Below are 22,753 nucleotides of genomic sequence, written 5' to 3' on the forward strand. Positions count from 1 at the left end.
TCCTCGGCTCCTCGACGTCGCGCGGGCTCCACCCGACCGATCGGGCTATCCTGAGTGCGTGAGTGTGGACGATCTTTCCCCGAGTATGCAGAACTACCTCAAGGTGATTTGGGGGCTGCAGGAGTGGTCAGACGCGCCAGTATCGAACTCCGCGATCGCAGAGTCGGCCGGGGTGCGGCTGTCGACCGTGTCCGATGCGCTCCGCAAGCTCTCCGACCTCGAGCTGATCGGGCACGCGCGCTACGGAAGCGTCACGCTCACCGATGCGGGCCGTGAACACGCCGTCTCGATGATCCGCCGGCATCGCCTCCTTGAAACGTACCTCGTGCAGGCACTCGGCTACGAGTGGGACGAAGTGCACGCCGAGGCCGATCGCCTGGAGCACGCCGTCTCGGACGGGCTCATCGATCGTGTCGACCGCGCGCTCGGGTACCCCACGCGCGATCCACACGGCGACCCGATCCCCAGCGCCGACGGCCGCGTGCACCGTCCAGACGCCGTGATTCTCGCGAGCGTTACTGCGCCGTGCCGGGTCCGCGTGGAGCGCATCTCCGATTCGGACACGGCGATGCTGCAGTACTTTGCCAGCCGCGGCCTGGTCGTCGACGCCGAGCTTGAGGTGCTGCCGGGGGAGCCGTACTCCGAGACGGTCACCGTGCGCATCGGCGGCGGGGCCGAACCCGTGAGCCTGGGCGCTGCGGCCGCCGCTTCGGTGTGGGTAGCGGGGGCCGGATCCGACGCTGCCGCCGGATCCGACACCGCTTCTTAGGCGCTCGCCCGTGCCGGGGCTGCCGCGGGATCCTTCGCGAACTTAAGCCCGATCACGCAGCCCACGATCCCCGCGAGGAACACGAGCTTCAGGATCGAGACGGTTTCGATGCCCATGGCAATCGACGCGCCCACGGTGAGCGCCGCGCCGAGCCCCGTCCAGATCGCGTAGGCAACGCTCACGGGGAGGCCGCGCATCGCGTAGCCGAGGCCGATAAGGCTGATGGGGTTCGCGATCGCGAACACGATCGTGGGCGCGAGCACCGTGAAGCCGTGCGACTCCTTGAGCGCGAGCGCCCACACCGCCTCGAGCACCGCGCTCGCGAAGAGCACCACCCAGTGCCGGGTCAGCGGGGTCTTCTCGGCGGCCGGCTGTGCCGGGCGGGAGTTCCGCGGAGACATCTAGCTCACCGCCTTCAGGCCAACCACGCAGGCGATCAGCCCGGCGAGCAGCGCGACGCGCAGCACCGTGGCGCGGTCCTTCTTGGTGATCATTGCCCAGGCCGCGGTGAGCACAGCGCCGATCCCCACCCACACGGCGTACGCGGTGCCCACGGGAATCTCGCTCATCCCGATGGCCAAGCCGACCATGCTGGCGATGTATGACGCGAGGAAGATGACGGTCGGCCACAGCCGACGGAACCCCTTCGAGGAGTCGAGCGCGGTGGCCCACACCGCCTCAAGCAGGCCACTCACAATGAGGGCAATCCATGCAAACGACACGACGACGATCCTTCTGGCAGTCGTCAGTGTGCGGGTACTGCTCCCTCGTCCGCACCCCTGCATCGGGGTCACTCTCAAGTTTCGCACACCCGGCACACACGCGTGCCCAGCTGCTGCACAGGCTCGCCGCGCTCGAGTGTGCGGACCCGCGGGGTCATCGGGCTGCGAAAACGGCCCCGAATCCGGGATAATGGGGGAGTGCCCGCGTGGGCGCGCGAGAGGAGCACAGTGTTCGGCTGGTCGAAGAAGCGCAAACGGGGAAGCTCGCGCCCGTTGCGCCGACTGCCGAAGCGCGTACTGGCTCCGGTTGAGGAGATCGTAGAGCAGGGGCTCCTCGTCGCAGATGTCGCGGTGCGCATGTCCGTGAAGAACGCGATCATTATGAACGCGCTGCAGAAGCACGTCGACTACGACGGCGACCAGATCGTCGAGATGGTGCGCCAGGCCACCGAGGACCTCGCGAAGGAACGCGAACGCGACGCGAAGCACATCGCGCGCATGCGCGGCGAGATTCGCGATACCGGTAGGAGCTCGTGGAGCGAGTCCGACTACGGCAACGACGACAACCGCACGCTGCGCCACCGCCAAGAGGTTTACGAGCGGGTCGCGGAGGAGCTGCACGCCCGCGCCGCGGACGACGAGGCGCTGCGGGCGACGGCGCAGCGCGCGCGTGACATGGCCTGGGACGAGATCGGCGACTCGCTCAAGGAGCGCGCGACCCACCCGTACTACAGCGGTGGCGCGTCGGAGGAGTACCAGGAGGCTCGCGAGAGCCGGATCCAGCAGCTGATCGAGAAGGATCTCACCTCGCTGATCCAGGAGCACGTCGCAGCGCCGGCCTCGGAGAAGGCCGACAAGCCGCGCCTGTTCAAGCGCAAGGACCGCGACTAGCCGCTCTGCGCTGTCCGCGTGCGCTTCTGCGCGCTGCGCTGTCCGCTTCGCTTCTGCGCGCTGCGCTTGGGATCTGCGTGTTGCCCGCCAGCCTGCCCGCACTCACGCAGGAGATCCGAACTCAGGCGGACGGATTCGCCCGATTCTCCCCGCCTGAGTTCGGATCTCCTGCGTGAGTTCGGATCTCCTGCGTGAGTTCGGGTGGTCCGCGCGGCCTCGGCCACCCGGTGTGGCCCGCGGAGCCTGCGGAAGCCCGGTCGCGCTCCTTAGGGGCGGCGGTACCTCTGGTATCCCCTCTCAGCGCCTCTGGAGGTCGACCGGTATTCAGTGTTGCTATGTACCGGTACTTAGTGTTACTGTCTAGTGGTAGTCAATAACGCTAAGTAGAGAGGTGGGTCGATGGCTAGCCACATGACCGAGATGCTGAAGGGCACTCTCGAGGGCATTGTGCTCGCGATCCTGCGGGATCAGCCGGCCTACGGGTACGAGATCACCACCAGGTTGCGCGACGAGGGCTTCGAGAGTATCGCCGAGGGCACCGTGTACGCGCTGCTCATCAGGATCGAGCAGAAGGGGCTGGTCGACGTCGAGAAGGTGCCGTCCGAGAAGGGGCCGCCGCGCAAGGTGTACTCGCTGAACGAGTCCGGGCGCGAGCAGCTCGCCGACTTCTGGGAGACCTGGGGCGTCCTCTCTGCGCGCATCGAGCACCTCCGCCCGGCGTAGCCCCGCGCTTCATCGGCGCTCGCACCCCACCGGCGCCCGCACCCCACCGGTGCCTACGCGCCTCCCCATCCCCACACATCCCCACGCAGTTCACCCAGCAAGGAGCCACACCATGGCCGCACAGTGGATCGAAGCCCTCACGGGCTCGCTCGAACAGAAGAAGCAGTACAAGCAGCATGTCGCACGGCTCGAGGCGCTGCCCGAGCCCTACCGCGCAACGGCGAAGGCCCTGCAGCGGTACTTCACCTACTGGGCCGGGTACACCGACGGCGACACGCTCGTCACAATGCTCGGTGACCACATCGACCTGTGGGAGCGCGCCGCGGTCGACGGCACCCCCGTGCGCGAGATCGTGGGGGAGGACCCCGTCGAGTTCGCCGAGACCTTCGCCCGCGCGTACGCCGGGAAGGAGTGGATCGACAAGGAGCGCGCGCGCCTCGTCGCCGCGGTCAATGCAGCCGCCGGGGGCGGACGGGATCATGTCTGACCGGGCGGCTCCGGGCGGCGTCGGTGGCGGAACTCGTGCGGCGGGCGGCGCAGCCGTCAGCGTTCGCGGCATCGAGAAATCGTACGGCGCGGTAGCGGTGCTCCGCGGCGTCGACCTCGACGTCGAAGCGGGGCACGTCGTTGCACTGCTCGGTTCGAACGGCGCCGGAAAGACGACGCTTGTGCGCATCCTCGCGACCCTGCTCCGCGCGGACGCCGGCACAGCGAGCGTGCTCGGCTGGGACGTGGCGCGCGACCCGGCCGAGGTGCGGCGCGTGATGAGCCTCACCGGCCAATTCGCCGCCGTGGACGAGGTCCTGACGGGGCGTGAGAATCTCCTGCTCGTGGCACGTCTCCGCCACGAGCGGGAGCCGGCCGCTGTTGCGGACGCGCTGCTCGCCCGGTTCGCGCTCACCGAGGCGGGCGGGCGGCGGGCCGGCAGCTACTCGGGCGGGATGCGGCGCAGACTCGACATCGCCATGGGCCTCATTGGCGACCCGCGGGTGATCTTCCTCGACGAACCAACTACGGGTCTCGACCCGCAGTCTCGCATAGAGGTGTGGGACACCATCGTGGCGCTCGCGCGCGGCGGCGTCACCGTGCTGCTCACCACTCAGATGCTTGAGGAAGCCGAGCGGCTCGCCGATCGGATCGCGATCCTGCACCGCGGCACGATCATCCAGCAGGGCACCCTCGCCGAGCTGCGGCAGCTGTTGCCGGCAGCGCGCGTCGAGGTGGTCGAGAAGCAGCCGTCGCTCGAGGACGTGTTTCTCGCGCTCGTCGGCGACGACGGCGCAGACGACGAGGGCGCGGGCGCCGACAGCTCGGGGAAGGCCGCATAATGACCTCCACCGTGCTCAGCGACACCCGCGTCCTGACCGGCCGGTCGCTGCGCCACATCCTCCGCAGCCCCGACACGATCATCACCACCGCGGTCACTCCGGTCGCCCTGATGCTGCTCTTTGTGTTCGTGCTCGGCGGCGCGATCACCACTGACTCCAGCGGGTCATACGTCTCGTACCTGCTGCCGGGGATCCTGCTGATCACGATCGCTTCGGGCACCGCCTACACCGCCTACCGCCTCTTCCTCGACCTCCAGAGCGGCATCCTCGACCGCTTCCAGTCAATGCCGATCGCCCGCTCCAGTGTGCTCTGGGGCCACGTGCTGACCTCGCTCGCCGCGAACCTCGTGTCCCTCGCGCTCGTAGTGGGGGTCGCGCTGCTGCTTGGATTCCGTACGGGGGCGTCGCCCGCGGGGTGGCTTGCCGTGGCCGGGATCTTGATCCTGTTCATCCTCGCGTTGACCTGGGTGGCCGTGATCGCTGGGCTCTCGGCGAAGACCGTCGACGGGGCGAGCGCGTTCAGCTATCCGCTGATCTTCCTCCCGTTCATCAGCTCGGCGTTCGTGCCGACGGCCTCGATGCCGGGCCCCGTGGCGTGGTTCGCCGAGCACCAGCCGGTGACCGCGGTCGTGGACACGATCCGTGCGCTCTTCGCTCAGCAGCCTGTCGGTGCGGAGATCTGGACGGCGCTCGCCTGGCTGCTCGGCATCCTTGCCGTGGCCTACGCGGTCGCTACAGCGAGCTACCGGCGCAGGCTGCGCTAGGCGCAGGCCCGGGGCCCCGCCCCAGCCGCGGCTACGCGCCGGCGCCGAGCAGCTCGGGGTGCCGGGCGAGATACTTTTCGATGAACCAGCACGTCGTGAGCACGCGGCGGCCGTGCACGATCGGGTTGGTGACCACGTGGTGGGCCAGGATCCCAGAGAGGCCCGTTCCACGGAACTCGGGGAGCACCGCGGTGTGCGTGAAGTCGATGGTGCCTGCGGCGGTGTCCGTGGCCGGTGCCGCGCTCGCCCCCGGGCCCGGTTCGCCCACGAGTCGGTACTGCGCCTCCCCAACGAGGCGCCTGCCGTCCGCGGCGTCGAGGTACAGGGCGAAGCGGTCCTGTTTCGGCTCGTGCACGATCTCGAAGCCCGCCGCGGCGGCCTCGTCCTCCGTCAAGTATCTGGCCATGCGCCCAGACTAACCCCGAAACCGTGCAGCCGCGCAGGATACCCTCGGAGGGTGCACAAGACGTTACGGCGCCGGGCTGCGCTGGGGGCCGGGGTCGCAGCTCTCCTGCTCGCCGGCTGCAGCCAGACCCCACCCGAGCCGACCCCCGAGGTCCTCACCGCGAGCACCGCCGGTGCGGCCTACCTCGACGCCGTGTGCCCCGTGAATACCGCGTGGGACCTGGCAGACGTTGAGCTCGACCGCCTCCGCCTCGCGGTCTCGCGCGGATCGGCCGACCCGGACGACACCGCAGCTGCGCTCCGGCACGTGGCCGACGAGAGCAAGCGCGCGGCCGCCAGCCTTGACCCCAAGCGCAGTACCTGGCCGGCCCCGGCGCGCGAAGCGGTGGCGGAGGTGCGGCAGACGCTGGTGGCAGACCGAAAACAGGCCCTCACCGTCGCGAAGCTCGACGCGAAGCGCATGGTCGCGCACACGTGGGAGGGGGCCGGGGACGCCGCGGCTGCCGCAACCGCCGCGCACACCGCGCTCGAACTCCCCACCGAACCCGACGCCGCCTGCACGCAGTGGGCGGAACAGCGGGCCGAGGCCAAGGCCGAGAAACAGCGCGAGACTGCCGCGGATCCAGATGCCGCCGAATCCGACGGTTCCAGCGGTTCCGACGATTCCGGCAGCCCTGGAAGCCCCGACACCGCCGAAGACACCGCTCCCACCCCGACCACCCCGAAGGAGCGGCCACGTGGCTGATCAGCTCGCACCCACCACTCTCCTCGCCGTTGAGCGCGCCCTGCGCGCCGCGGCCCGCGCCGGCAACCGGATGCTGGCGGGCGGGATCGCGAGCGTTGACGTGCGGGATCCCGCACAGCGCGCGGCGCTGCGCGCGGCCCTTGCGCGCATGGGCGTGCGCACCGCCGAGCCGGGCGATCCGGCCGTCGAGTTCGCGTTCACGGCGACGGCCCCCGGCGCGGCACCCGGCGCCGCCGCGCCCGCGGCACCCGGCGGCCCCGCCCCGCTCCCGCCCGTCACCGTCGGCCTCGACGGGTCGATCGACTCGCCGCGCGGGGCAGACGCAGCCGCGCGCATCGACTGGGCCGCGCGCGGCATGCCCGCGACCGCGCAGCTCGCCGCCGGGCTGCGGGAGGCCACCGGCGCGAGCGCGCCGCGCATCGCCGTGAGCCTGGTGCTCGAACCGAAGACCGCGGCGTTCACGCTCGCGCTCGCCGCCGCCGGGTGCGAGGTGGCCGTGTTCAGCGCGGTGAGCGAGACGGATCCCGAGGTCGCGGCGGCGCTCGCCGCAACTGGCCGCGTGACCGTGTGCGCGCCGCTCGCCCCCGTCACGGGGGACTGGGCGGTGATCGACGCTCGCAACGCCGCCGCGGTGCTCGACTGGGCCCCCGAGTTGCTCATTGACGACGGCTCGCACCTCGTGCGTCTCGCGCACTCCGAGAAGCCGGAGGCGCTCGCAACGCTCCGCGCCGCGGCCGAGGAGACGACGAGCGGCGTGCGCCCGCTGCACGAGATGGCGGCGGCTGGCGAGCTGCGCATTCCAGTGATCGCGGTCAACGACGCGCGCACCAAGACCGGGTTCGACAACCTCATCGGCACGGGCCAGTCGTGCGTGTTCGCGATCGCCGATCTGTGCGACGCCGCGAACCCGCACTACCGTGGCGTCGCCGGGAGCCGCTGGGCGGTGCTCGGCTACGGTCCGGTGGGGCAGGGCGTGGCGCGCTTCGCGGCGGCGCTGGGCGCACGGATCACCGTGGTGGAGCAGGATCCGGTGCGCGCGCTCGCCGCGCTGCACGACGGTTTCGACGCGGCGGCGGCGGTCACCGCGCTCCCGGCAGCCGACGTCGTGGTGAGTGCGACCGGGGTGTGGCACACGCTCGACGCCGCCGGGGTTGCGCTGCTGCGCCCCGACACGGTCGTGGCGGTCGCGGGCGGAATAGACGACGAGCTCGCGCTCGACGAGCTCGTCGCCGCGGGCTGGACGGCGCGAGAGCGCGCGCCGCGCGTGGCCGAGTGGCGCGCGCCCGGGGCCACCGCGGGCCCGCTCGTGCTCGCCGAGGGCGGCGGGGTGAACTACTCGGCGGGGGAGGGCAACCCCATCGAGGTGATGGACCTCTCGTTCGCGACCCAGCTCGCGGCGCTCACGCGGCTCCTCACCGCGGAGCTGTCGCCGGGAGTACACACGCTGAGCGTGGCCGACGAGCACGCGGTGGCGCGCGCGGCCCTCGCCGCGCGCGGCGGTTCGGCCGACGCGACACCGCAGCGCTCCCGCCCCGGCGGGGCCGCGCAGCCGTGGACGGTGCACCGCTACCGGGCAACTCGCGCTGCGGGGTAGCTAGACTCACTGGGTGAGTAGTGCACCCTCGATCGTCGTTTACACCGCCCCCCTCGTCTTCCCCGTGACCAGCCCGCGCATCGCCGACGGCGCGGTCGCGGTGCAGGGCGACCGGATCCTGCACGTCGGCGACCGCCGCTGGGTGCGGGAGGCGCTCGAGGCGCGCGGCGTGGCCTACCGGGAGGAACACTGGGACGGGGTGATCGCGCCCGGCCTCGTGAACGCGCACACGCACTTGCAATACACGCACATGGCCGAGGTGGCGACCCGCAATTACACGGGCTTCGACCACTGGGGCGACGCGTTCGACGTGGTGTACGACCGGGGTGACCACGACTGGGCCGCCGCCGCGGCGGAGGGGGCCGCTCTGAGCCTCGCCGCCGGGGTGACCGCCGCGGCAGACGTGGTGACGGATCGCGAGGCGCTGAGCGCGCTGCACGACGCCGGCCTGCACGGCATCGCCTACTGGGAGGTGTACGGCAAGAACAACGACGACTGGGACGAGGCCGCGCGCGAGGAGGTGCGCGAGCAGATCCGCCAGATCCCCACCCCGCCCGGGGCCGGCGTCTCGCCGCACGCGCCGTACTCGCTCGAGGTGCAGCCGCTGCTCGAGCTGCCCGACATCGTGCGCGAGGAGGGGCTGCGCCTGCACATCCACCTCGCCGAGGCACACATGGAGCGCGAGTTCGACGGGATCGACGGCTACGCTGGCCCCGCCGGGCACGGCGAGTGGCCCGAGCTCGCGGCCGACAGCTTCCGCGCGCTCCGCTCGCACGGCATCGGCGTCTCCTCGACGCAGTTCGTCGACCACCTCGGGGTGCTCGGGCCCGACTGCCACATTGCGCACGGGGTGTACGTGAGCGCGCAAGACCGGGCGCTGCTGCGCGCGCGCGGCACGAGCGTCGCCCTGTGCCCGCGCTCCAACGAGGTGATCGGGCTCGACATGCCGCCCGTCGCCGCGTACCTCCGCGAGGGGAACCAGATCGCGGTGGGCACCGACTCGCTCTCGTCGTCGCCCTCGCTTGACCTCCTCGCCGACGTCGCCGCCCTCTACCGGGTGGCGCGCGCGCAGGGCTACCGTGGCGACGACCTGCACCAGCGCCTGTTTGGTGCCGCGACCCTCGGTGGCGCGGCGGCGCTCGGCCTGCACGTGGGGAAGCGCCGGATCGGGCAGCTCGGGGTGGGCGCCCTCGCCGATCTCGCGTTCTTCGCCACTGACGCGACTGACCCGGACGTCGCGCTCGCTGAGCTCGTCGAGGACGGGGCGGGGCGCGCGCGGCGCACGATCGTCGCCGGCGTCGAGCGCTTTGCCGCCAGCACCGTGTGACGGTCCGTGACGACCGGCGCGAGCGCGGTGGTCGGACATCTTCTACAATCGACTGAGGCGCGCATCCGCTTGCGCCGAATCCCTTTCACTTCATCCGTTCAAGGAGCACCCATGTCCCGCACGTCACGCCTCGCCACAGCCGTCGCTGTGGGCGCCGCCGCGCTCCTCGCGCTCACCAGCTGCGCGAGCGCTTCAGACTCCGTCACCGTGACGCCGGACAAGCTCACGATCGCCACCGGCGAGCCGGCGTACGCGCCCTGGGTGCTGAACGACGACCCCGCGAGCGGCGAGGGCTTCGAGGCCGCCGTGGCGTACGCCGTCGCTGAGGAGCTCGGCTACGCGAAGGACGACGTCGAGTGGGTGCGCACCAGCTTCGACGCCGCGATCGCGCCGGGCCCCAAGGACTTCGACCTGAACGTGCAGCAGTTCTCCGTGAGCGAGGACCGGGCGAAGGCCGTGGACTTCTCCTCGCCGTACTACACGACCACGCAGGCTGTCGTGGCCGCGGGCGGCACCGAGGCCGCGAAGGCCACGAGCATTGCCGACCTCAAGGACGCCGTGATCGGCGTCGCCTCGGGCACCACCTCGCTGCAGGTCGCGGAGGACGTGATCGCCCCCACGCAGCAGCTGCAGGTGTTCAACAACGTTGACGACACGGTTGCGGCGCTGCAGAACGGCACGATCGACGCGCTCGTCACCGACCTGCCGGGCGCGTTCTACGTGCGCGACGCGCAGCTCGACGACGGCGTGATCGTGGGTCAGCTCGACTCCGACGCCGGCGGCGACGAGTTCGCCTTCGTGCTTCCCAAGGGCTCCGAGCTCACGGCCGACGTCACGAAGGCCGTCGACACGCTGCGCGAGAACGGCACCCTCGACGAGCTCGTCGCCAAGTGGATCGCCGATCAGGGCGCTCCGGTCCTGAAGTAACCAGGGAGAAGCCCCCACAGTGACCTCGCTCACCCCCGGCGCGAACACCGCCGGCGCCGATCAGCTCGGCGCCGGCGGTTTCGCCGTCAGCGACATTGAACGCGAGCGCCGCGAATACCGGCGCTCGCGCAAGCAGCGCTCGATCCTCGTGAGCATCGCGAGCACCCTGGTGTTCGCGGGCGTGATCGCGATTGTGCTGATCAACAGCCCCGGCTGGGATCGGGTGAAGGACACGTTCTTCGACCCCGCCGTCGCCGTCGAGTCGTTCCCGCGGATCATCACGGGGCTCTGGCTCAACGTGCAGGTGCTCGTGGTCGCCGTGATCGGCGTCGCCATCTTCGGCACGCTGCTCGCGGTGGCGCGCACGCTGAAGGGGGCGGTGTTCACCCCGATCCGGCTGCTCGCCGCCGGGTACACCGACGTGTTCCGCGGGATTCCCGTGCTGCTGGTGCTCTACCTGGTCGGCTTCGGGATTCCAGGGCTCGAGCTCACCGGCCGCATGCCGGCGCAGTTCTGGGGCGGGATCGCGATCGTGCTCTGCTACTCGGCGTACGTGGCCGAGGTGCTGCGGGCCGGGATCGACGCCGTGCACCCGTCGCAGCGGCTCGCCGCGCGCTCGCTCGGACTCAGCCACGGGAAGACGCTGCGCCTGGTCGTGCTGCCGCAGGCAGTGCGCAAGGTCACGCCGGCGCTCATGAACGACTTCGTCTCGATGATGAAGGACGTGGGGCTGATCTCTGCACTGGGCGCGGTTGACGCGATCCGCGCCGCGCAGATCGAGGTCGCATCCGCCTACAACTTCACGCCGTACGTGGTCGCCGGGGTGCTCTTCGTGCTGCTCGCGCTGCCGTTCGTGCGCCTCACCGACTGGGTCACGGCCCGGCAGCAGCGTCGTGAACAGATCGGGGGAGCCGTATGACCGGGACTGACGCGGCGGGCGCGCGCCCGCCGGTACTTGAGCTTCAGAGCGTGCACAAGCGCTTTGGCGAGCAGGCGGTGCTGCGCGGGATCGACCTCGTGGTCGCCCCGCACGAGGTCGTCGTGCTCATCGGTGCCTCCGGCTCGGGCAAGTCGACGCTACTGAAGACCGTCAACCTGCTAGAGCAGGTGGACGACGGGCGGATCCTGCTCAGCGGCGAGGACATCACCGACCCGCGCACCAACGCTGACGCCGTGCGCGCGCGAATTGGCGTGGTGTTTCAGCACTACAACCTGTTCCCGCACATGTCGGTGCTCGACAACGTGACGCTCGCCGCGCGGCAGGTGGCGCGCACCCCGCGCGCCGAGGCCGAGGCGACCGGACTGGCGCTGCTCACGCGCATCGGCCTCGCCGAGAAGGCCGGCGAATATCCGGACCGCCTCTCGGGCGGGCAGCAGCAGCGCGTCGCAATTGCCCGCGCCATCGCCACGGATCCGGAGCTGCTCCTGCTCGACGAGATCACGAGCGCGCTCGATCCGCAGCTCGTCGGCGAGGTGCTCGACCTCGTGCGCGAGCTCAAGGCCGCAGGCTCGACGATCGTCATGGCGACGCACGAGATGTCGTTCGCGCGCCGCGTGGCCGACCGGGTTGTCTACATGAAGGACGGCGTGGTCGTTGAGGCCGGCGCCCCCGAGCAGATCTTCGGCGACCCGCAGCGCGCCGAGACGCGCGAGTTTCTGAGCCGCCTGCAGGATCCGTTCGCCTAGCCCGCCAGGGCGAGGTCCTCGCGCAGGAAACCGCGCACCCCGGTCGCGGCGGCCCGGCCGGCGCGATTCGCCCCGATCGTGCTCGCGGACGGCCCGTACCCGACGAGCTGGACGCGCGGGTCGAACACCGATCCGGTGCCGCGGCCCGCGCGGTCGAGCTGGATCCCGCCGGCCGCGCTGCGGAGCCGCAGGGGTGCGAGGTGTCCGATTGCCGGGCGAAACCCCGTGGCCCAGATGATCGCGTCGATGGCCTCGAAGGCGCCGTCCGCCCAGCGCACGCCGCCCGGTTCGAGACGCTCGAACATCGGGCGCCGCGCCCGGTACGCGCCGAGCCGTTCGGCCTCGCGCTCCTGGTCGCGCAGCATGAGCCCCGTCACGCTCACCACGCTCCGCGGCGGCAGCCCGGCCGCGACGCGCTCCTCGACGAGTGCGACCGCGGCCGCGCCGGCCTCCGGCGTGAAGTCGTCGTCGCGCCAGACGGGCGGGCGACGCGTCACCCACACGGTGTCGGTGAGCGGGGCGAGTGCGCCGATGAACTGCACGGCGGAGGCTCCGCCGCCCACCACGAGCACGCGCTTGCCCACGAAGTGCTCCGGGCCGGGGTACGACACCGTGTGGAACTGCTCACCGCGAAACTCAGACGCGCCGGGGTAGTGCGGGATGAACGGCTGAGTCCAGGTGCCGGTCGCGTTGACGATGGTGCGGCTGCGCCACGAGCGGTCGCCGGCCGTGACGGTGAGGAGCCCGGAGCCCGGGGCGTCTTCGCTCGGCGGCACCGCGCTCGTCGCCGAATCGACGGCGGCGGGCCGCAGCACCGGCAGCGCGTGCGCCGCCTCGTACGCCGCGAAGTAGGTGGGGACGGCGGCGTTCGCGCGCGCGCCGTCGCGGGCCGGGGGCTCCGAGCCGGGGAGCTCCGCGATCCCGTGCACGTCGCGCATGGTGAGGGCGTCCCAGCGGTGCTGCCACGCCCCGCCGGGCGCCTCGTTCGCGTCGAGCACCACGTGCCGGATCCCGAGCCGCGCGAGGTGGTACGACGCGGAGAGCCCGGCCTGGCCCGCGCCGATCACCACGCTGTCGAGCACGTCGATGGCGGTGGCCGCCCCGGCGCCGAGCCCGGTTCCCGCCCCGCTACTCACGCCGCTGCCGCACTGGATGCTCGCTGAGGATCGAGATCCGGTTGAACAGGTTGATCGTTGCGGCGACCCACTCGGCGGCGACGAAGGTGTCGTCTCCGAGTACGGTGCGGGCGCCAAACAGATCCGCCTGGGCCTCCTCGCTGAGCGGGAGCTGCGTTGCCGCCTCGGAGATGGCGAGCACCGCGCGCTCGCGCTCGTCGAAGAGCGTCGTCTCGCGCCACGCCGGGAGCAGATCGAGCTGCTGCTGCGGTACGCCGGCGGCGCGCGCCTCCTGCGTGTGCAGGTTCAGGCAGAACGCGCAGCCGTTGAGCTGCGAGGCGCGCACCTTGATGAGCTCGCTCTCGCGGGGGAGGAGGCCCCTGGCTGCGGCGGCCTCCCCGATCGCGAGCGAATACGTGCCTGCGGCGGCCCACGCCTCCGGCGCTGCCTTGTCGAGATAGGGGCGCATGACTCTCCTCGCTGCGGGCGATTCCGCCCGCCCGGTGCGCGCGGCTCAGCCTCCCTCAAGTCAAGCAGAGCGGCGGCCCGCCGTCACGCCCGGGCGCTATGCCCGGCGCGAACACGCGACGCTCCGCCCGGCGCGAGCACGGTGCGCGAACACGCGGGAGCACGGTGCGCGAACACGCGGAAGTACGGTGCGCGAACAGGCGGAAGCACCGAAATCTGCGGATTCGGGAATGCTGACGGTGGATCCTGGTTAGACTATGACGTCTGCCTCCGATCGAGCGTCGCCTGCTCAGTTCCCGGGGTGGATCCGTCTTCCAGAGGAGCCTCACTTCGTGACCCCTGACACCTCACCCGCTCGCACGTCTGCCGCCGGCAGCGACACCATTGACCCCGCTGGGATGCGGGTCATTTGGCTGCTGCTCGTGGCCGCGTTCGTTGCCATCCTCAACGAGACGACGATGGCGATCGCTATTCCGGCGCTCAACGTCTCGCTCGGGATCCCGCCAGAGCTCGGCCAGTGGCTCACGAGCGCGTTCATGCTCACGATGGCGGTGGTGATCCCCACCACCGGGTTCCTGCTGCAGCGCTTCACCACGCGCCAGATCTTCCTCGCGGCGATCATCACGTTCATCCTCGGCACCGCGATCTGCCTGGTCGCCCCCGGGTTCCCGGCGCTCCTCGCGGGCCGCGTGGTCCAGGCGGCCGGCACCGGCATCATGATGCCGCTGCTGATGACCACGGTGATGAACGTGGTGCCGCCGAGCTCGCGCGGCCGCATGATGGGCCGCGTCGGCCTCGTCATGAGCCTCGCCCCGGCGCTCGGCCCCACCCTCTCGGGCGTCGTGCTCGACACGCTCGGCTGGCGCTGGCTGTTCGGCATCATCCTCCCGATCGCGCTCATCGCGCTGGCGCTCGGCGCAAAGTGGATGACCAACCTCGGCGAGACCACGCGCGCCCCGATCGACGTGCTCTCGATCGTGCTGTCAGCGCTCGCCTTCGGCGGCATCGTGTTCGGTCTGAGTCAGCTTGGCGGGCACGGGGCAGGAGTGGGCGGCGTGCCGCCCGCCGTCGTGATCGCCGCGGGCGCGGTGTTCCTCGGCCTGTTCGTGTGGCGCCAGCTGGTGCTGCAGCGGGTCGACGACGCGCTGCTCGACCTGCGCATCTTTAAGTCGCGCAACTACGCGATCTCGGTCATCATCATGGCCGTCGTGGCGCTGTCGATGTTTGGCACGTTCGCGCTGCTACCGCTGTACCTGCAGAACGTGGCGGGTCTCGACCCCACCGCGGCCGGCCTCGTGCTGCTGCCTGGCTCTGTGCTCATGGGCCTCATGGGCCCCGTCATGGGTCGCATCTACGACGCGCGCGGGCCGAAGACGCTGCTCGTACCCGGCACGATGCTGATCGCGATCGCCATGTTCGTGTACTCGACCGTTGGCACCCACACGCCCATGTGGTTCCTGATCATCGTGCAGATCACGATGTCGCTCGGACTCGCGGGGTCGTTCACGCCGCTGTTCTCCGCGTCGCTCGGTTCGCTCGACCGCTCACTGTACTCGCACGGCTCGGCGGCGCTGAACACGCTGCAGCAGGTGGCGGGCGCCGTGGGCACCGCGGTCCTGATCTCGATCTACTCGGGGTACCTGCACGCGGGGGAGCAGGCCGGGCTCGCCGCGGCGGACGCCGGCGCTCCCGGCGCGCGCGCCGCGTTCTTTACGGCGGCGTGCATCGCGCTCGTGCCGGTCGTGCTCGCCTTCTTCATTCAGAAGCCGGCCGACCAGCAGGCGGGAGTCCCGGCGGGGCACTGATCCCGGCGGGGCACTGACCCCGACGGGACCCCGGCCCCGACTGCGGGAGTGCGGCGCTCGATCAGCCCAGTGCGCTGATCGAGCGCCGCACTGCTTCGGCGAGCTGGCGCACCGCAGCGGACGGACCGCCTGGGCCTGCCGGTGCCGCGAGCAGCAGCTCCCGGGCGAAGCGCGGATCGTCGATCGGGCGCAGCACCACGCCCTCGGGAGCCTGATTGCTCACGAGGCTCGGCACGAGCGCCACGGCCATCCCAGCCGCGATGAGGCCGAGCACCACCGAGTAGTCGTCGGTGCGGATCGCAACGTCCACCTTGTGGCCGGCGGACTGGAACACCTCCCGCACCAGGTCGTCGAGCGTGTCTCCGGGGGTGGACCCCATGACCCAGCTGTCGTGCGCCAGCGTGAGCAGCGTGGCGCGGTCAAAGCTGCGGTGGTGGGCCGCCGGGTGCGTGGCCGGGAGCGCGAGCAGCATCGGGTCAGTGAACAGGTGCGTGGTGTGCACCTCGGCGCGGAACGGGAGCTGGTAGCCGCCGGCCGCGTACACGAGCGCCGCGTCGAGCGTGTGCTGGTTGACCCGCGTCACGAGCGGGGAAAGCTCCTCGAGCGTGGCGTCGAGCTCGATCCCGAGCTCGGCCACGCGGCTCGTGATCCCCGGGAGGAGCCGCGCCGCCGCCGTGGGGAACGTGCCGAACCGCAGCCGGATCCGGCCGAGCTGCGCGAGATCGCGTACGTCGGTCAGTGCCCGGTCCGCGAGCCCGAGGATCTCCTCGGCGCGCTCGAGCATCAGCGTGCCCGCGGTGGTGAGCTTGCTGCCGCGCGTGCTGCGCACCGTGAGGTCGGCGCCGACCAGGCGGTCGAGGTTGCGCAGGTGGTAGTCAACCGTCGGTTGGCTCCAGCCGAGGCGCGTCGCCGCTCGGGCGACGGACCCCTCCGCCGCGACCGCGCTGAGCGCCTGGAGCTGCCGAAGATCGATCATTGAGTATCCCTATCTCGTATGGACCCCGCACGGGTGAAAACCCAAGTCGGTTCAAGACAGTATATGGTCCCCGAAAGGGGATGCGGGGGTTCCTGCCCGGCCGCGAAGCGGGCAGTGTTGGCACCATGCTGCATCAGGACTCATCACACATCGACCTCACCGACGCGACTGCCGGGGAGGCGGTCGCTGTGCCCGCCGTCACTCCGGCAGACGCCGCGGCGCAGGCGATAGCCGTGGAGAGTCCCCAGCAGCGATTCGGCCCGGAGCACGCGCGCGCGCCCTACGCGGAAGCGATCGAGCGCTTCGCCGATTCATCGCCCCTGTCGCTCATGGTCCCGGGGCACGGCAACGATCCCGAGAACGGTGGGATGCACCTCGCCGAACTGTTTGGCACGCGCGTGCCGCAGCTCGATGTGCCGCTCATGCTCCCCGGAATCGACCTGGGAGACGACTCGCCGCTCGTGCAGGCGCAGCGCCTGGCCGCGGACGCCTGGGGTGCCAAGCGCACCTGGTTCCTCACGAACGGCGCATCGCAGGCGAACCGCACGGCCGCGATCGCGGTGCGCGGGCTGGGGGAGAGGATCCTGATCCAGCGCAGCATGCACTCGAGCCTCACCGACGGGGTCCTGCTGTCCGGGCTGATCCCCGCGTTCGTCTCCCCGAACATCGACGAGCACCACGGCATCGCGCACGGGCTCACCCCGGCGATGCTCGACGCCGCGCTCACCCGCGAGGCGGCCGCCGGCACCCCCGTATCGAGCGTGCTCGTGGTCTCGCCCAGCTACTTCGGGTCGACGGCCGATGTGGCCGGGCTCGCCGAGGTGGCGCACGCGCACGGCGCCGCGATCATCGTCGATGGCGCCTGGGGCGCGCACTTCGGCTTCCACCCAGACCTGCCGGAGTCGCCGGCCCGCCTGGGCGCCGACCTCGCGATCTCGAGCACGCACAAGCTCGCGGGCTCGCTCACGCAGTCTGCCATGCTGCACCTTGGCGACGGCCCGTTCGCGGAGCGCCTCGAACCCCTCGTTGCCCGCGCGTTCTCCATGACCGCGTCCACCTCGATGAGCGGAATCCTCATGAGCTCCCTCGATGCCGCCCGGCGCGCGCTCGTGCAGGGCGAGGCACAGATCGGCGAGGCGGTCGCCGCCGCACGCGAGATCCGCGACCGCCTGCGCCGCGATCCCCGCTTTGCCGTGATCAGCGACGGGTTTGACGCGTACCCCGACATCTTCCAGACCGACCTGCTGCGCGTCCCGATCGACGTGTCCGGGCTCGGTCAGAGCGGGCACTGGGTACGCTCCCGCATGAGCGAGGCGCACGACATCTACCTGGAGATGTCCACCGCCACGAGCGTGGTCGCCGTGATTGGGGCCCTGCGCACCATCGACGTCGACCGGTTCATCGCGGCCCTCGCGGCGGTCGCCGACGAGGCCGCGACTCTGCCCGCCGCGGACGCGATCGCCTTCCCCGCGCTGCCGGAGGCCGGTGAGCTCCGGGTGCGGCCGCGCGACGCCTACTTCGGCGAGAGCGAGGTCGTCTCCGCCGGCGAGGCCGTTGGCCGCGTCTCGGCGGACACGCTCGCGGCCTACCCGCCTGGGATCCCGAACCTGCTGCCCGGCGAGGAGATCACCGCCGAGACCGTCGCGTTTCTCCAGGCCGTCGCCGCGTCGCCCACGGGCTACGTGCGCGGCGCGATCGACGCCGGTGTGGCGCAGTTCCGCGTGCTCCGCGGCTAACCGGGCGGAGTGTGTGCGCGGGTACACACCCGCGCACACGACAGCGGCGGGGCGGCGATCACTGATCGCCGCCCCGCCGCTGTGTACCCCGGGCTACTTCTTCTCGAAGAGATTGCCGATCAGGGTGGAGCCGATGAGGATGACCGCGAGCAGCACGACGCCGACGATGGAGATCGCCACGACGTCGACGGGCTGGCCAGCCGACGAGAACATCGAGTCGCCGGTGTCGGTGCCGCCGGAGGCGAACGCGGGCGCTGCGACGAACACCGAAGCGAGCGCTACGGTCACGGCGGTGGCGATACGGGTACGGATCTTCACGGTGTTCTCCTCGCGGGTCTCGACAGGTGCGGGGCCTGAGCCCGCACACCACTGCCTCTCATCCTAGCGTGCTTTGCGGTGCGGGGGAGCCGCCCAGCCGTAGGCTTGAGGCATGACAGATTCACGGGAGCAGACTCAGATCGACCGCGTCGCGGAAGCGTGGGTGGATACGCTCGTCGCGCACGACCCGACGATCGGCACCTACATCGGCCGCACCGGCGGCGGCCTCGCGGATTTCTCGCCGGAGGGCGCGGCGGCGTTCGCCGATGTGCAGCGCGCGACGCTGGCGGAGCTCGACGCGGCAGCGCCGGTCGACGCGGTTGACGCCGTGACGCGCGCCGACCTGGCCGCCGAGCTGCGACTCGGACTCGCTCAGCACGAGGCGGGGGAGGATCTGCGCGATCTCAACGTGATCGAGTCGCCGCTGCAGCAGATCCGCGACATCTTCGACCTCATGCCGACCGCCACCGACGCCGACTGGGCCGACATCGGCGAGCGGCTCCGCGCGATCCCGGGTGCGCTCGACGGCTACCGCGCGGCGCTCAGCCTCGGCGCGGAGCGCGGACTTACCCCGGCGCTGCGGCAGGTCACCGAGGTCGCGGCGCAGACCCGGCGCACGGCCGGCACTCCGGCGGCCCCCGGCTTCTTTGGCCGGCTCGCCGCGGGGCACGGCGCCGAGCTTGAGACCGCGGCGGCGCGCGCGGCCGGCGCCTACGCCGAGTTCGCTGACTATCTCGAGACCGAACTCGCACCCCGCGCACCCGAGGCAGACGCGTTCGGTCGGGAGCGCTACGCGCTGGCGTCCGAGGCCTTCCTCGGCGCGAAGGTGGATCTCGACGAGACCTACGAGTGGGGCCTCGACGAGCTCGCGCGCATGGTCGACGAGCAGGAGCGGATCGCAGCGGAGATCGTGGGCGGCAACCGCAGGCCGGGCATCGTCGCCGAGGCGATCGCGCAGCTTGAGCGCGACGAGTCGCGCAAGCTCCGCGGCACCGACGCGCTGCGGCGCTGGATGCAGGAGACGAGCGATCGGGCGGTGCGCGAGCTCGGGGAGAGCCAGTTCGACATTCCCGAGGAGATTCGCGCGCTCGAGTGCATGATCGCGCCCACACAGGAGGGCGGGATCTACTACACCGGCCCGAGCGACGACTTCACCCGGCCCGGTCGCATGTGGTGGTCGGTGCCGGAGGGGGTCACCGAGTTCGATACCTGGCGGGAGCTCACCACGGTGTTCCACGAGGGCGTGCCCGGGCACCACCTGCAGATTGGCCAGGCGGTGGTGAACCGGGGCACGCTCAACGAGTGGCGGCGGCAGCTCGCCGGGACCTCCGGCCACGCCGAGGGCTGGGCGCTCTACGCCGAACGGCTCATGGAGCAGCTCGGATACCTCGACGATCCCGCCGATCGACTCGGGATGCTCGACGGGCAGCGGATGCGCGCCGCGCGCGTGGTGCTCGATATCGGCGTGCACCTGGGCAAGCCGCACCCCGACGGCGGGGTGTGGGACGGCGACGCGGCGTTCGCGTTCATGGCGCAGCACGTCAACATGAACGACGGTTTCGTGCGCTTCGAGGTGCTGCGCTACCTCGGCTGGGCCGGGCAAGCGCCGTCGTACAAGGTGGGGCAGCGCATCTGGGAGCAGCTGCGCGACGAGGCGGCGACCCGGGCCGGCGCCGGCTTCGACGTGCGCGACTTCCACCGCACCGCCCTCGCCCTCGGCGGCGTGCGGCTCGACACGCTCCAGCTGGTGCTGCGCGGCGAGCTGGGCGCGTGAGCGCCGATCCCGGGCCCTGCCCGTGCGGTAGCGGGGCGAACTACACCGCGTGCTGCGGCCCGCTGCACGCCGGGGCGGTCGCGCCGAGCGCAGAGCGGCTGATGCGGTCGCGCTTCAGCGCGTTTGCGCTCGGCCTGCCCGAGTACCTGCTCACGAGCTGGGATCCGGCGACCCGGCCACAGGAACTCGTGCTCGACGGCGGCGTGGAGTGGCGGCGGTTGTTTATTTCGGACACCACAGCCGGGGGCCCGGGCGACGACACCGGTTACGTCACGTTCACCGCGATCGGCCGCTCAGACGAGGGCCGTGTCGAGCAGCGCGAGCGGAGCCGCTTCGCGCGCGGCGCGGACGGCCACTGGCGCTACGTCGACGGGGACGCCGCGTAGCGCCAGCGAGTGGCCTAGGCCTGCGCCTCGCGGATCCACGCCTCGACCGCGTCAGCGGTGCGCGGGATCCCCGCCGAGAGGTTCTCGCAGCCGTCGGCGGTCACCACGATGTCGTCCTCGATGCGCACCCCGATGCCGCGCAGCTCGGCCGGGACCGTCAGATCGTCGGGCTGGAAGTACAGGCCGGGCTCGATGGTGAAGACCATGCCGGGCTCAAGGATCCCGTCCATGTACATGTCGCGGCGGGCCTGCGCGCAGTCGTGCACGTCCATGCCGAGGTGGTGGCTCGTGCCGTGCACCATGTAGCGGCGGTAGTACGCCGTGCCGTCGTCCTCCGGGAGCAGGCCCCACTCGCAGGTGCGCGCCTCGATCACGCGCATTGCGGCGGCGTGCACCTCGCTGAAGCGGATCCCGGGCCGCACGATCGCGCGCGCGGCGTCGGCCGCCTCAAGCACGGCGTCGTACACGCGGCGCTGCACCGGGCTGAACGTGCCCGAGACGGGGACGGTGCGGGTGATGTCGGCGGTGTAGAGGCTGTCGAGCTCCACCCCGGCGTCGAGCAGCAGCAGGTCGCCCGCGATCACGGGGCCGTCGTTGCGGATCCAGTGCAGAGTGCAGGCGTGCGGCCCCGACGCGGCGATCGTCTCGTAGCCGACCGTGTTGCCGTCGAGGCGGGCGCGCTGGTTGAACACGCCCTCGACGATCCGCTCACCGCGCGGGTGGGCGCTGGCGGTCGGCAGCGCGGCGAGCACCTCGGCGAAGCCGGTCGCGGTCGCGTCGACGGCGGCCTGCATCTCGGCGAGCTCGTACGCGTCCTTCACGAGGCGCAGCTCGGAGGCCGCGCGCGCGAGATCAGCGTGGTCGAGCGTGAGGTCCGCGTCGCCCGCGGCGAAGTCGGCGATGTGCGCGGTGCGGATCCCGAGGGCCGCGGCGACCTGCCCGAGCGACGGGCGCGCGCCGATCCAGAACTCGCCGATCTCGGGGTTCGCGAAGAACTCGTCGCTGTCGCGGCCCGCGCGCTCGCGGAAGTAGAGCGTGGCGGTGTGCGTCTCGCCCTCGGGATCGAGCACGAGGATCGCGCCGGGCTCGCTCTCGCTGCCCCAGCCAGTGAGGTGCGCGAACGCGCTGTGCGCGCGGAACTGGAAGAACGTGTCGTTTGACCGCTGCTTCATTGGCCCGGCCCCGATCACGAGTCGCGCGCCGGGGAACTGCGCGGAGAGGGCGGCGCGGCGGGCCGCCGCGAACGGTGCCACCGCGAGTTCGTCGGGGACGATCTCCGGGCGGTCGGCCCACTCGCTGGAGATGTACTCCGCGAACGTGCTCGTCTGCGGGGTCGTGCTCCGGTTGCTGTTATCGATCTCCACCTCGTGAGTGGTCTGTGCGCTCTCGGTCATGGCTCCATCATCTCACCCAAGCGCGCCGCGTGGGGCCCGGGCCGCCGAGCTGAGCGCGGTGCTCGGGATCGGGGAGTATGGTCGGCCGTGAGGCGATACCCACGCCTCGTTGACCCACACGAAGGGATGTCCCCACTATGGCCACCTACGATGTCGCAGACCGCTCAGCAATCGTCACAGGCGCCGGCTCCGGAATCGGGCGCGCGGTCGCCCTGCTGCTCGCGAAGAACGGCGCAAAGGTCGTGGTGCAGGACCTCTCGGCGGACGCCGCAGCGGCGGTTGTGGCAGAGATCGAGGGCGCGGGCGGCACTGCCGTCGCGGTGCTCGGGGACGCCGGATCGCCCGATGTGATCGACGAGGCGGTGCGCGCCGCGCAGGCGCTCGCGCCCCTGAAGATCGGCGTGAACAACGCCGGCATCGGCGGCGCGGTCGCCCCTACCGCCGGGTACACGGACGCCGACTGGCAGAAGGTCATCGACATCAACCTCTCAGCCGTGTTCCGCGGCACGCGCGCCCAGATCGTGCAGATGCAGGCGAACGGCGGTGGCGCGATCGTCAACATCGCCTCGATCCTGGGCAGCGTGGGCAGCGCCTACTCGCCGGCGTACGTCGCGGCGAAGCACGGCGTGGTGGGGCTCACGAAGTCGGCGGCGCTGGAGAACGCGACCACGGGCGTGCGCGTCAACTCGGTCGGCCCCGGCTACATCGACACCCCGCTGCTGAAGAACGCCGACGAGGCCACGCGCGCGGCGCTGATCGCCAAGCATCCGATGGGCCGGCTCGGACGCGCAGAAGAGGTGGCTGAACTGGTCGCGTTCCTCGCGAGCGACGCGGCGTCGTTCGTCACCGGCAGCTACCACCTCGTCGACGGTGGGTACACTGCACCGTAACCTCCTAGAC

The 22,753-nt window shown here is 71.3% G+C and carries 25 protein-coding genes; 17 read left to right on the plus strand and 8 right to left on the minus strand.

What is annotated here, in order from left to right:
• Positions 1-58: 58 nt before the first annotated feature.
• Positions 59-769, plus strand: a complete 711-nt coding sequence (locus tag EV139_RS09740; RefSeq protein ID WP_130454150.1) for a metal-dependent transcriptional regulator — start codon at positions 59-61, stop codon at positions 767-769.
• Here the strand turns inward: EV139_RS09740 and EV139_RS09745 are convergent.
• Entirely contained in the window at positions 766-1,170 is a 405-nt protein-coding gene (locus tag EV139_RS09745) for a DMT family transporter (protein ID WP_130454151.1), read from the minus strand. The two genes, EV139_RS09740 and EV139_RS09745, sit on opposite strands and share 4 nt — an antisense overlap.
• The gene (locus EV139_RS09750; protein ID WP_241989014.1) at positions 1,171-1,491 is read right to left on the minus strand and encodes a DMT family transporter; all 321 of its coding nucleotides are present in this window, start codon (positions 1,489-1,491) and stop codon (positions 1,171-1,173) included. It abuts the gene before it with no gap.
• Between the two features lie 228 nt (positions 1,492-1,719).
• Here EV139_RS09750 and EV139_RS09755 point away from each other — a divergent pair, with 228 nt between their 5' ends.
• The 5 genes from EV139_RS09755 (at position 1,720) to EV139_RS09775 (ending at position 5,197) form a co-directional block, all read left to right on the plus strand.
• On the plus strand, positions 1,720-2,382 hold the full coding sequence (locus tag EV139_RS09755; protein WP_130454462.1) for an asparagine synthase: 663 nt from the start codon (positions 1,720-1,722) through the stop codon (positions 2,380-2,382).
• Positions 2,383-2,781: 399 nt separating this feature from the next.
• Positions 2,782-3,105 carry a PadR family transcriptional regulator gene (locus EV139_RS09760; protein ID WP_130454153.1) on the plus strand — a complete coding sequence of 108 codons (324 nt, stop codon included), beginning with the start codon at positions 2,782-2,784 and terminating at the stop codon, positions 3,103-3,105.
• 112 nt (positions 3,106-3,217) lie between these two features.
• On the plus strand, positions 3,218-3,592 hold the full coding sequence (locus tag EV139_RS09765) for a DUF1048 domain-containing protein (RefSeq protein WP_130454154.1): 375 nt from the start codon (positions 3,218-3,220) through the stop codon (positions 3,590-3,592).
• The gene (locus EV139_RS09770; protein WP_130454155.1) at positions 3,585-4,433 is read left to right on the plus strand and encodes an ABC transporter ATP-binding protein; all 849 of its coding nucleotides are present in this window, start codon (positions 3,585-3,587) and stop codon (positions 4,431-4,433) included. Before EV139_RS09765 ends, EV139_RS09770 begins: the two co-directional genes overlap by 8 nt.
• Positions 4,433-5,197 carry an ABC transporter permease gene (locus EV139_RS09775; RefSeq protein ID WP_130454156.1) on the plus strand — a complete coding sequence of 255 codons (765 nt, stop codon included), beginning with the start codon at positions 4,433-4,435 and terminating at the stop codon, positions 5,195-5,197. The genes EV139_RS09770 and EV139_RS09775 overlap by 1 nt, the downstream gene beginning before the upstream one ends.
• 31 nt (positions 5,198-5,228) lie before the next feature.
• On the opposite strand, the gene EV139_RS09780 is transcribed toward EV139_RS09775, so the two are convergent.
• Complete coding sequence (locus tag EV139_RS09780; protein WP_130454157.1) at positions 5,229-5,603, minus strand: GNAT family N-acetyltransferase; 375 nt, start codon at positions 5,601-5,603, stop codon at positions 5,229-5,231.
• Positions 5,604-5,654: 51 nt separating this feature from the next.
• Between EV139_RS09780 and EV139_RS09785 the strand changes: the two genes are divergently transcribed.
• The 6 genes from EV139_RS09785 to EV139_RS09810 all read left to right on the plus strand — a co-directional run bounded on the left by EV139_RS09785 (position 5,655) and on the right by EV139_RS09810 (position 11,881).
• On the plus strand, positions 5,655-6,347 hold the full coding sequence (locus tag EV139_RS09785) for a hypothetical protein (protein ID WP_130454158.1): 693 nt from the start codon (positions 5,655-5,657) through the stop codon (positions 6,345-6,347).
• Positions 6,340-7,941, plus strand: coding sequence for an adenosylhomocysteinase (locus EV139_RS09790; RefSeq protein WP_241989015.1), 1,602 nt, complete (start codon positions 6,340-6,342; stop codon positions 7,939-7,941). The genes EV139_RS09785 and EV139_RS09790 overlap by 8 nt, the downstream gene beginning before the upstream one ends.
• A 13-nt stretch (positions 7,942-7,954) precedes the next feature.
• On the plus strand, positions 7,955-9,268 hold the full coding sequence (locus tag EV139_RS09795) for an amidohydrolase family protein (RefSeq protein ID WP_130454159.1): 1,314 nt from the start codon (positions 7,955-7,957) through the stop codon (positions 9,266-9,268).
• A 111-nt stretch (positions 9,269-9,379) separates the two neighbouring features.
• Entirely contained in the window at positions 9,380-10,195 is an 816-nt protein-coding gene (locus EV139_RS09800) for an ABC transporter substrate-binding protein (RefSeq protein ID WP_130454160.1), read from the plus strand.
• Positions 10,196-10,289: 94 nt separating this feature from the next.
• Positions 10,290-11,114, plus strand: coding sequence for an amino acid ABC transporter permease (locus EV139_RS09805; protein WP_241989037.1), 825 nt, complete (start codon positions 10,290-10,292; stop codon positions 11,112-11,114).
• Positions 11,111-11,881 carry an amino acid ABC transporter ATP-binding protein gene (locus EV139_RS09810; protein WP_130454162.1) on the plus strand — a complete coding sequence of 257 codons (771 nt, stop codon included), beginning with the start codon at positions 11,111-11,113 and terminating at the stop codon, positions 11,879-11,881. The genes EV139_RS09805 and EV139_RS09810 overlap by 4 nt, the downstream gene beginning before the upstream one ends.
• On the opposite strand, the gene EV139_RS09815 is transcribed toward EV139_RS09810, so the two are convergent.
• Both EV139_RS09815 and EV139_RS09820 read right to left on the minus strand, forming a co-directional pair.
• Positions 11,878-12,969: an FAD-dependent oxidoreductase gene (locus EV139_RS09815; protein ID WP_130454464.1), complete on the minus strand. Its 1,092-nt coding sequence runs from the start codon at positions 12,967-12,969 to the stop codon at positions 11,878-11,880. The two genes, EV139_RS09810 and EV139_RS09815, sit on opposite strands and share 4 nt — an antisense overlap.
• Positions 12,970-13,009: 40 nt before the next feature.
• Positions 13,010-13,465 (minus strand): carboxymuconolactone decarboxylase family protein, encoded by a 456-nt coding sequence (locus EV139_RS09820; protein ID WP_130454163.1) that lies wholly within the window; start codon positions 13,463-13,465, stop codon positions 13,010-13,012.
• 331 nt (positions 13,466-13,796) lie between these two features.
• On the opposite strand from EV139_RS09820, the gene EV139_RS09825 reads away from it, so the two are divergent.
• The gene (locus EV139_RS09825) at positions 13,797-15,269 is read left to right on the plus strand and encodes an MDR family MFS transporter (RefSeq protein ID WP_420029109.1); all 1,473 of its coding nucleotides are present in this window, start codon (positions 13,797-13,799) and stop codon (positions 15,267-15,269) included.
• 61 nt (positions 15,270-15,330) lie between these two features.
• On the opposite strand, the gene EV139_RS09830 is transcribed toward EV139_RS09825, so the two are convergent.
• Positions 15,331-16,245, minus strand: coding sequence for a LysR family transcriptional regulator (locus tag EV139_RS09830; RefSeq protein ID WP_130454165.1), 915 nt, complete (start codon positions 16,243-16,245; stop codon positions 15,331-15,333).
• Between the two features lie 125 nt (positions 16,246-16,370).
• On the opposite strand from EV139_RS09830, the gene EV139_RS09835 reads away from it, so the two are divergent.
• Positions 16,371-17,981 (plus strand): aminotransferase class I/II-fold pyridoxal phosphate-dependent enzyme, encoded by a 1,611-nt coding sequence (locus EV139_RS09835; RefSeq protein ID WP_130454166.1) that lies wholly within the window; start codon positions 16,371-16,373, stop codon positions 17,979-17,981.
• Positions 17,982-18,074: 93 nt separating this feature from the next.
• Here the strand turns inward: EV139_RS09835 and EV139_RS09840 are convergent, their stop codons facing one another.
• Positions 18,075-18,299: a hypothetical protein gene (locus tag EV139_RS09840; protein WP_130454167.1), complete on the minus strand. Its 225-nt coding sequence runs from the start codon at positions 18,297-18,299 to the stop codon at positions 18,075-18,077.
• A 112-nt stretch (positions 18,300-18,411) separates the two neighbouring features.
• On the opposite strand from EV139_RS09840, the gene EV139_RS09845 reads away from it, so the two are divergent.
• Both EV139_RS09845 and EV139_RS09850 read left to right on the plus strand, forming a co-directional pair.
• Complete coding sequence (locus tag EV139_RS09845; protein ID WP_130454168.1) at positions 18,412-20,073, plus strand: DUF885 domain-containing protein; 1,662 nt, start codon at positions 18,412-18,414, stop codon at positions 20,071-20,073.
• Positions 20,070-20,459, plus strand: a complete 390-nt coding sequence (locus tag EV139_RS09850; protein WP_130454169.1) for a YchJ family protein — start codon at positions 20,070-20,072, stop codon at positions 20,457-20,459. Before EV139_RS09845 ends, EV139_RS09850 begins: the two co-directional genes overlap by 4 nt.
• 14 nt (positions 20,460-20,473) lie before the next feature.
• On the opposite strand, the gene EV139_RS09855 is transcribed toward EV139_RS09850, so the two are convergent.
• Positions 20,474-21,853 carry an aminopeptidase P family protein gene (locus tag EV139_RS09855; protein WP_130454170.1) on the minus strand — a complete coding sequence of 460 codons (1,380 nt, stop codon included), beginning with the start codon at positions 21,851-21,853 and terminating at the stop codon, positions 20,474-20,476.
• Positions 21,854-21,990: 137 nt separating this feature from the next.
• Between EV139_RS09855 and EV139_RS09860 the strand changes: the two genes are divergently transcribed.
• Positions 21,991-22,743, plus strand: coding sequence for an SDR family NAD(P)-dependent oxidoreductase (locus tag EV139_RS09860; RefSeq protein WP_130454171.1), 753 nt, complete (start codon positions 21,991-21,993; stop codon positions 22,741-22,743).
• Positions 22,744-22,753: the final 10 nt, after the last annotated feature.

It is taken from the genome of Leucobacter luti (assembly GCF_004217175.1).
GTDB classification, from domain to species: domain Bacteria; phylum Actinomycetota; class Actinomycetes; order Actinomycetales; family Microbacteriaceae; genus Leucobacter; species Leucobacter luti.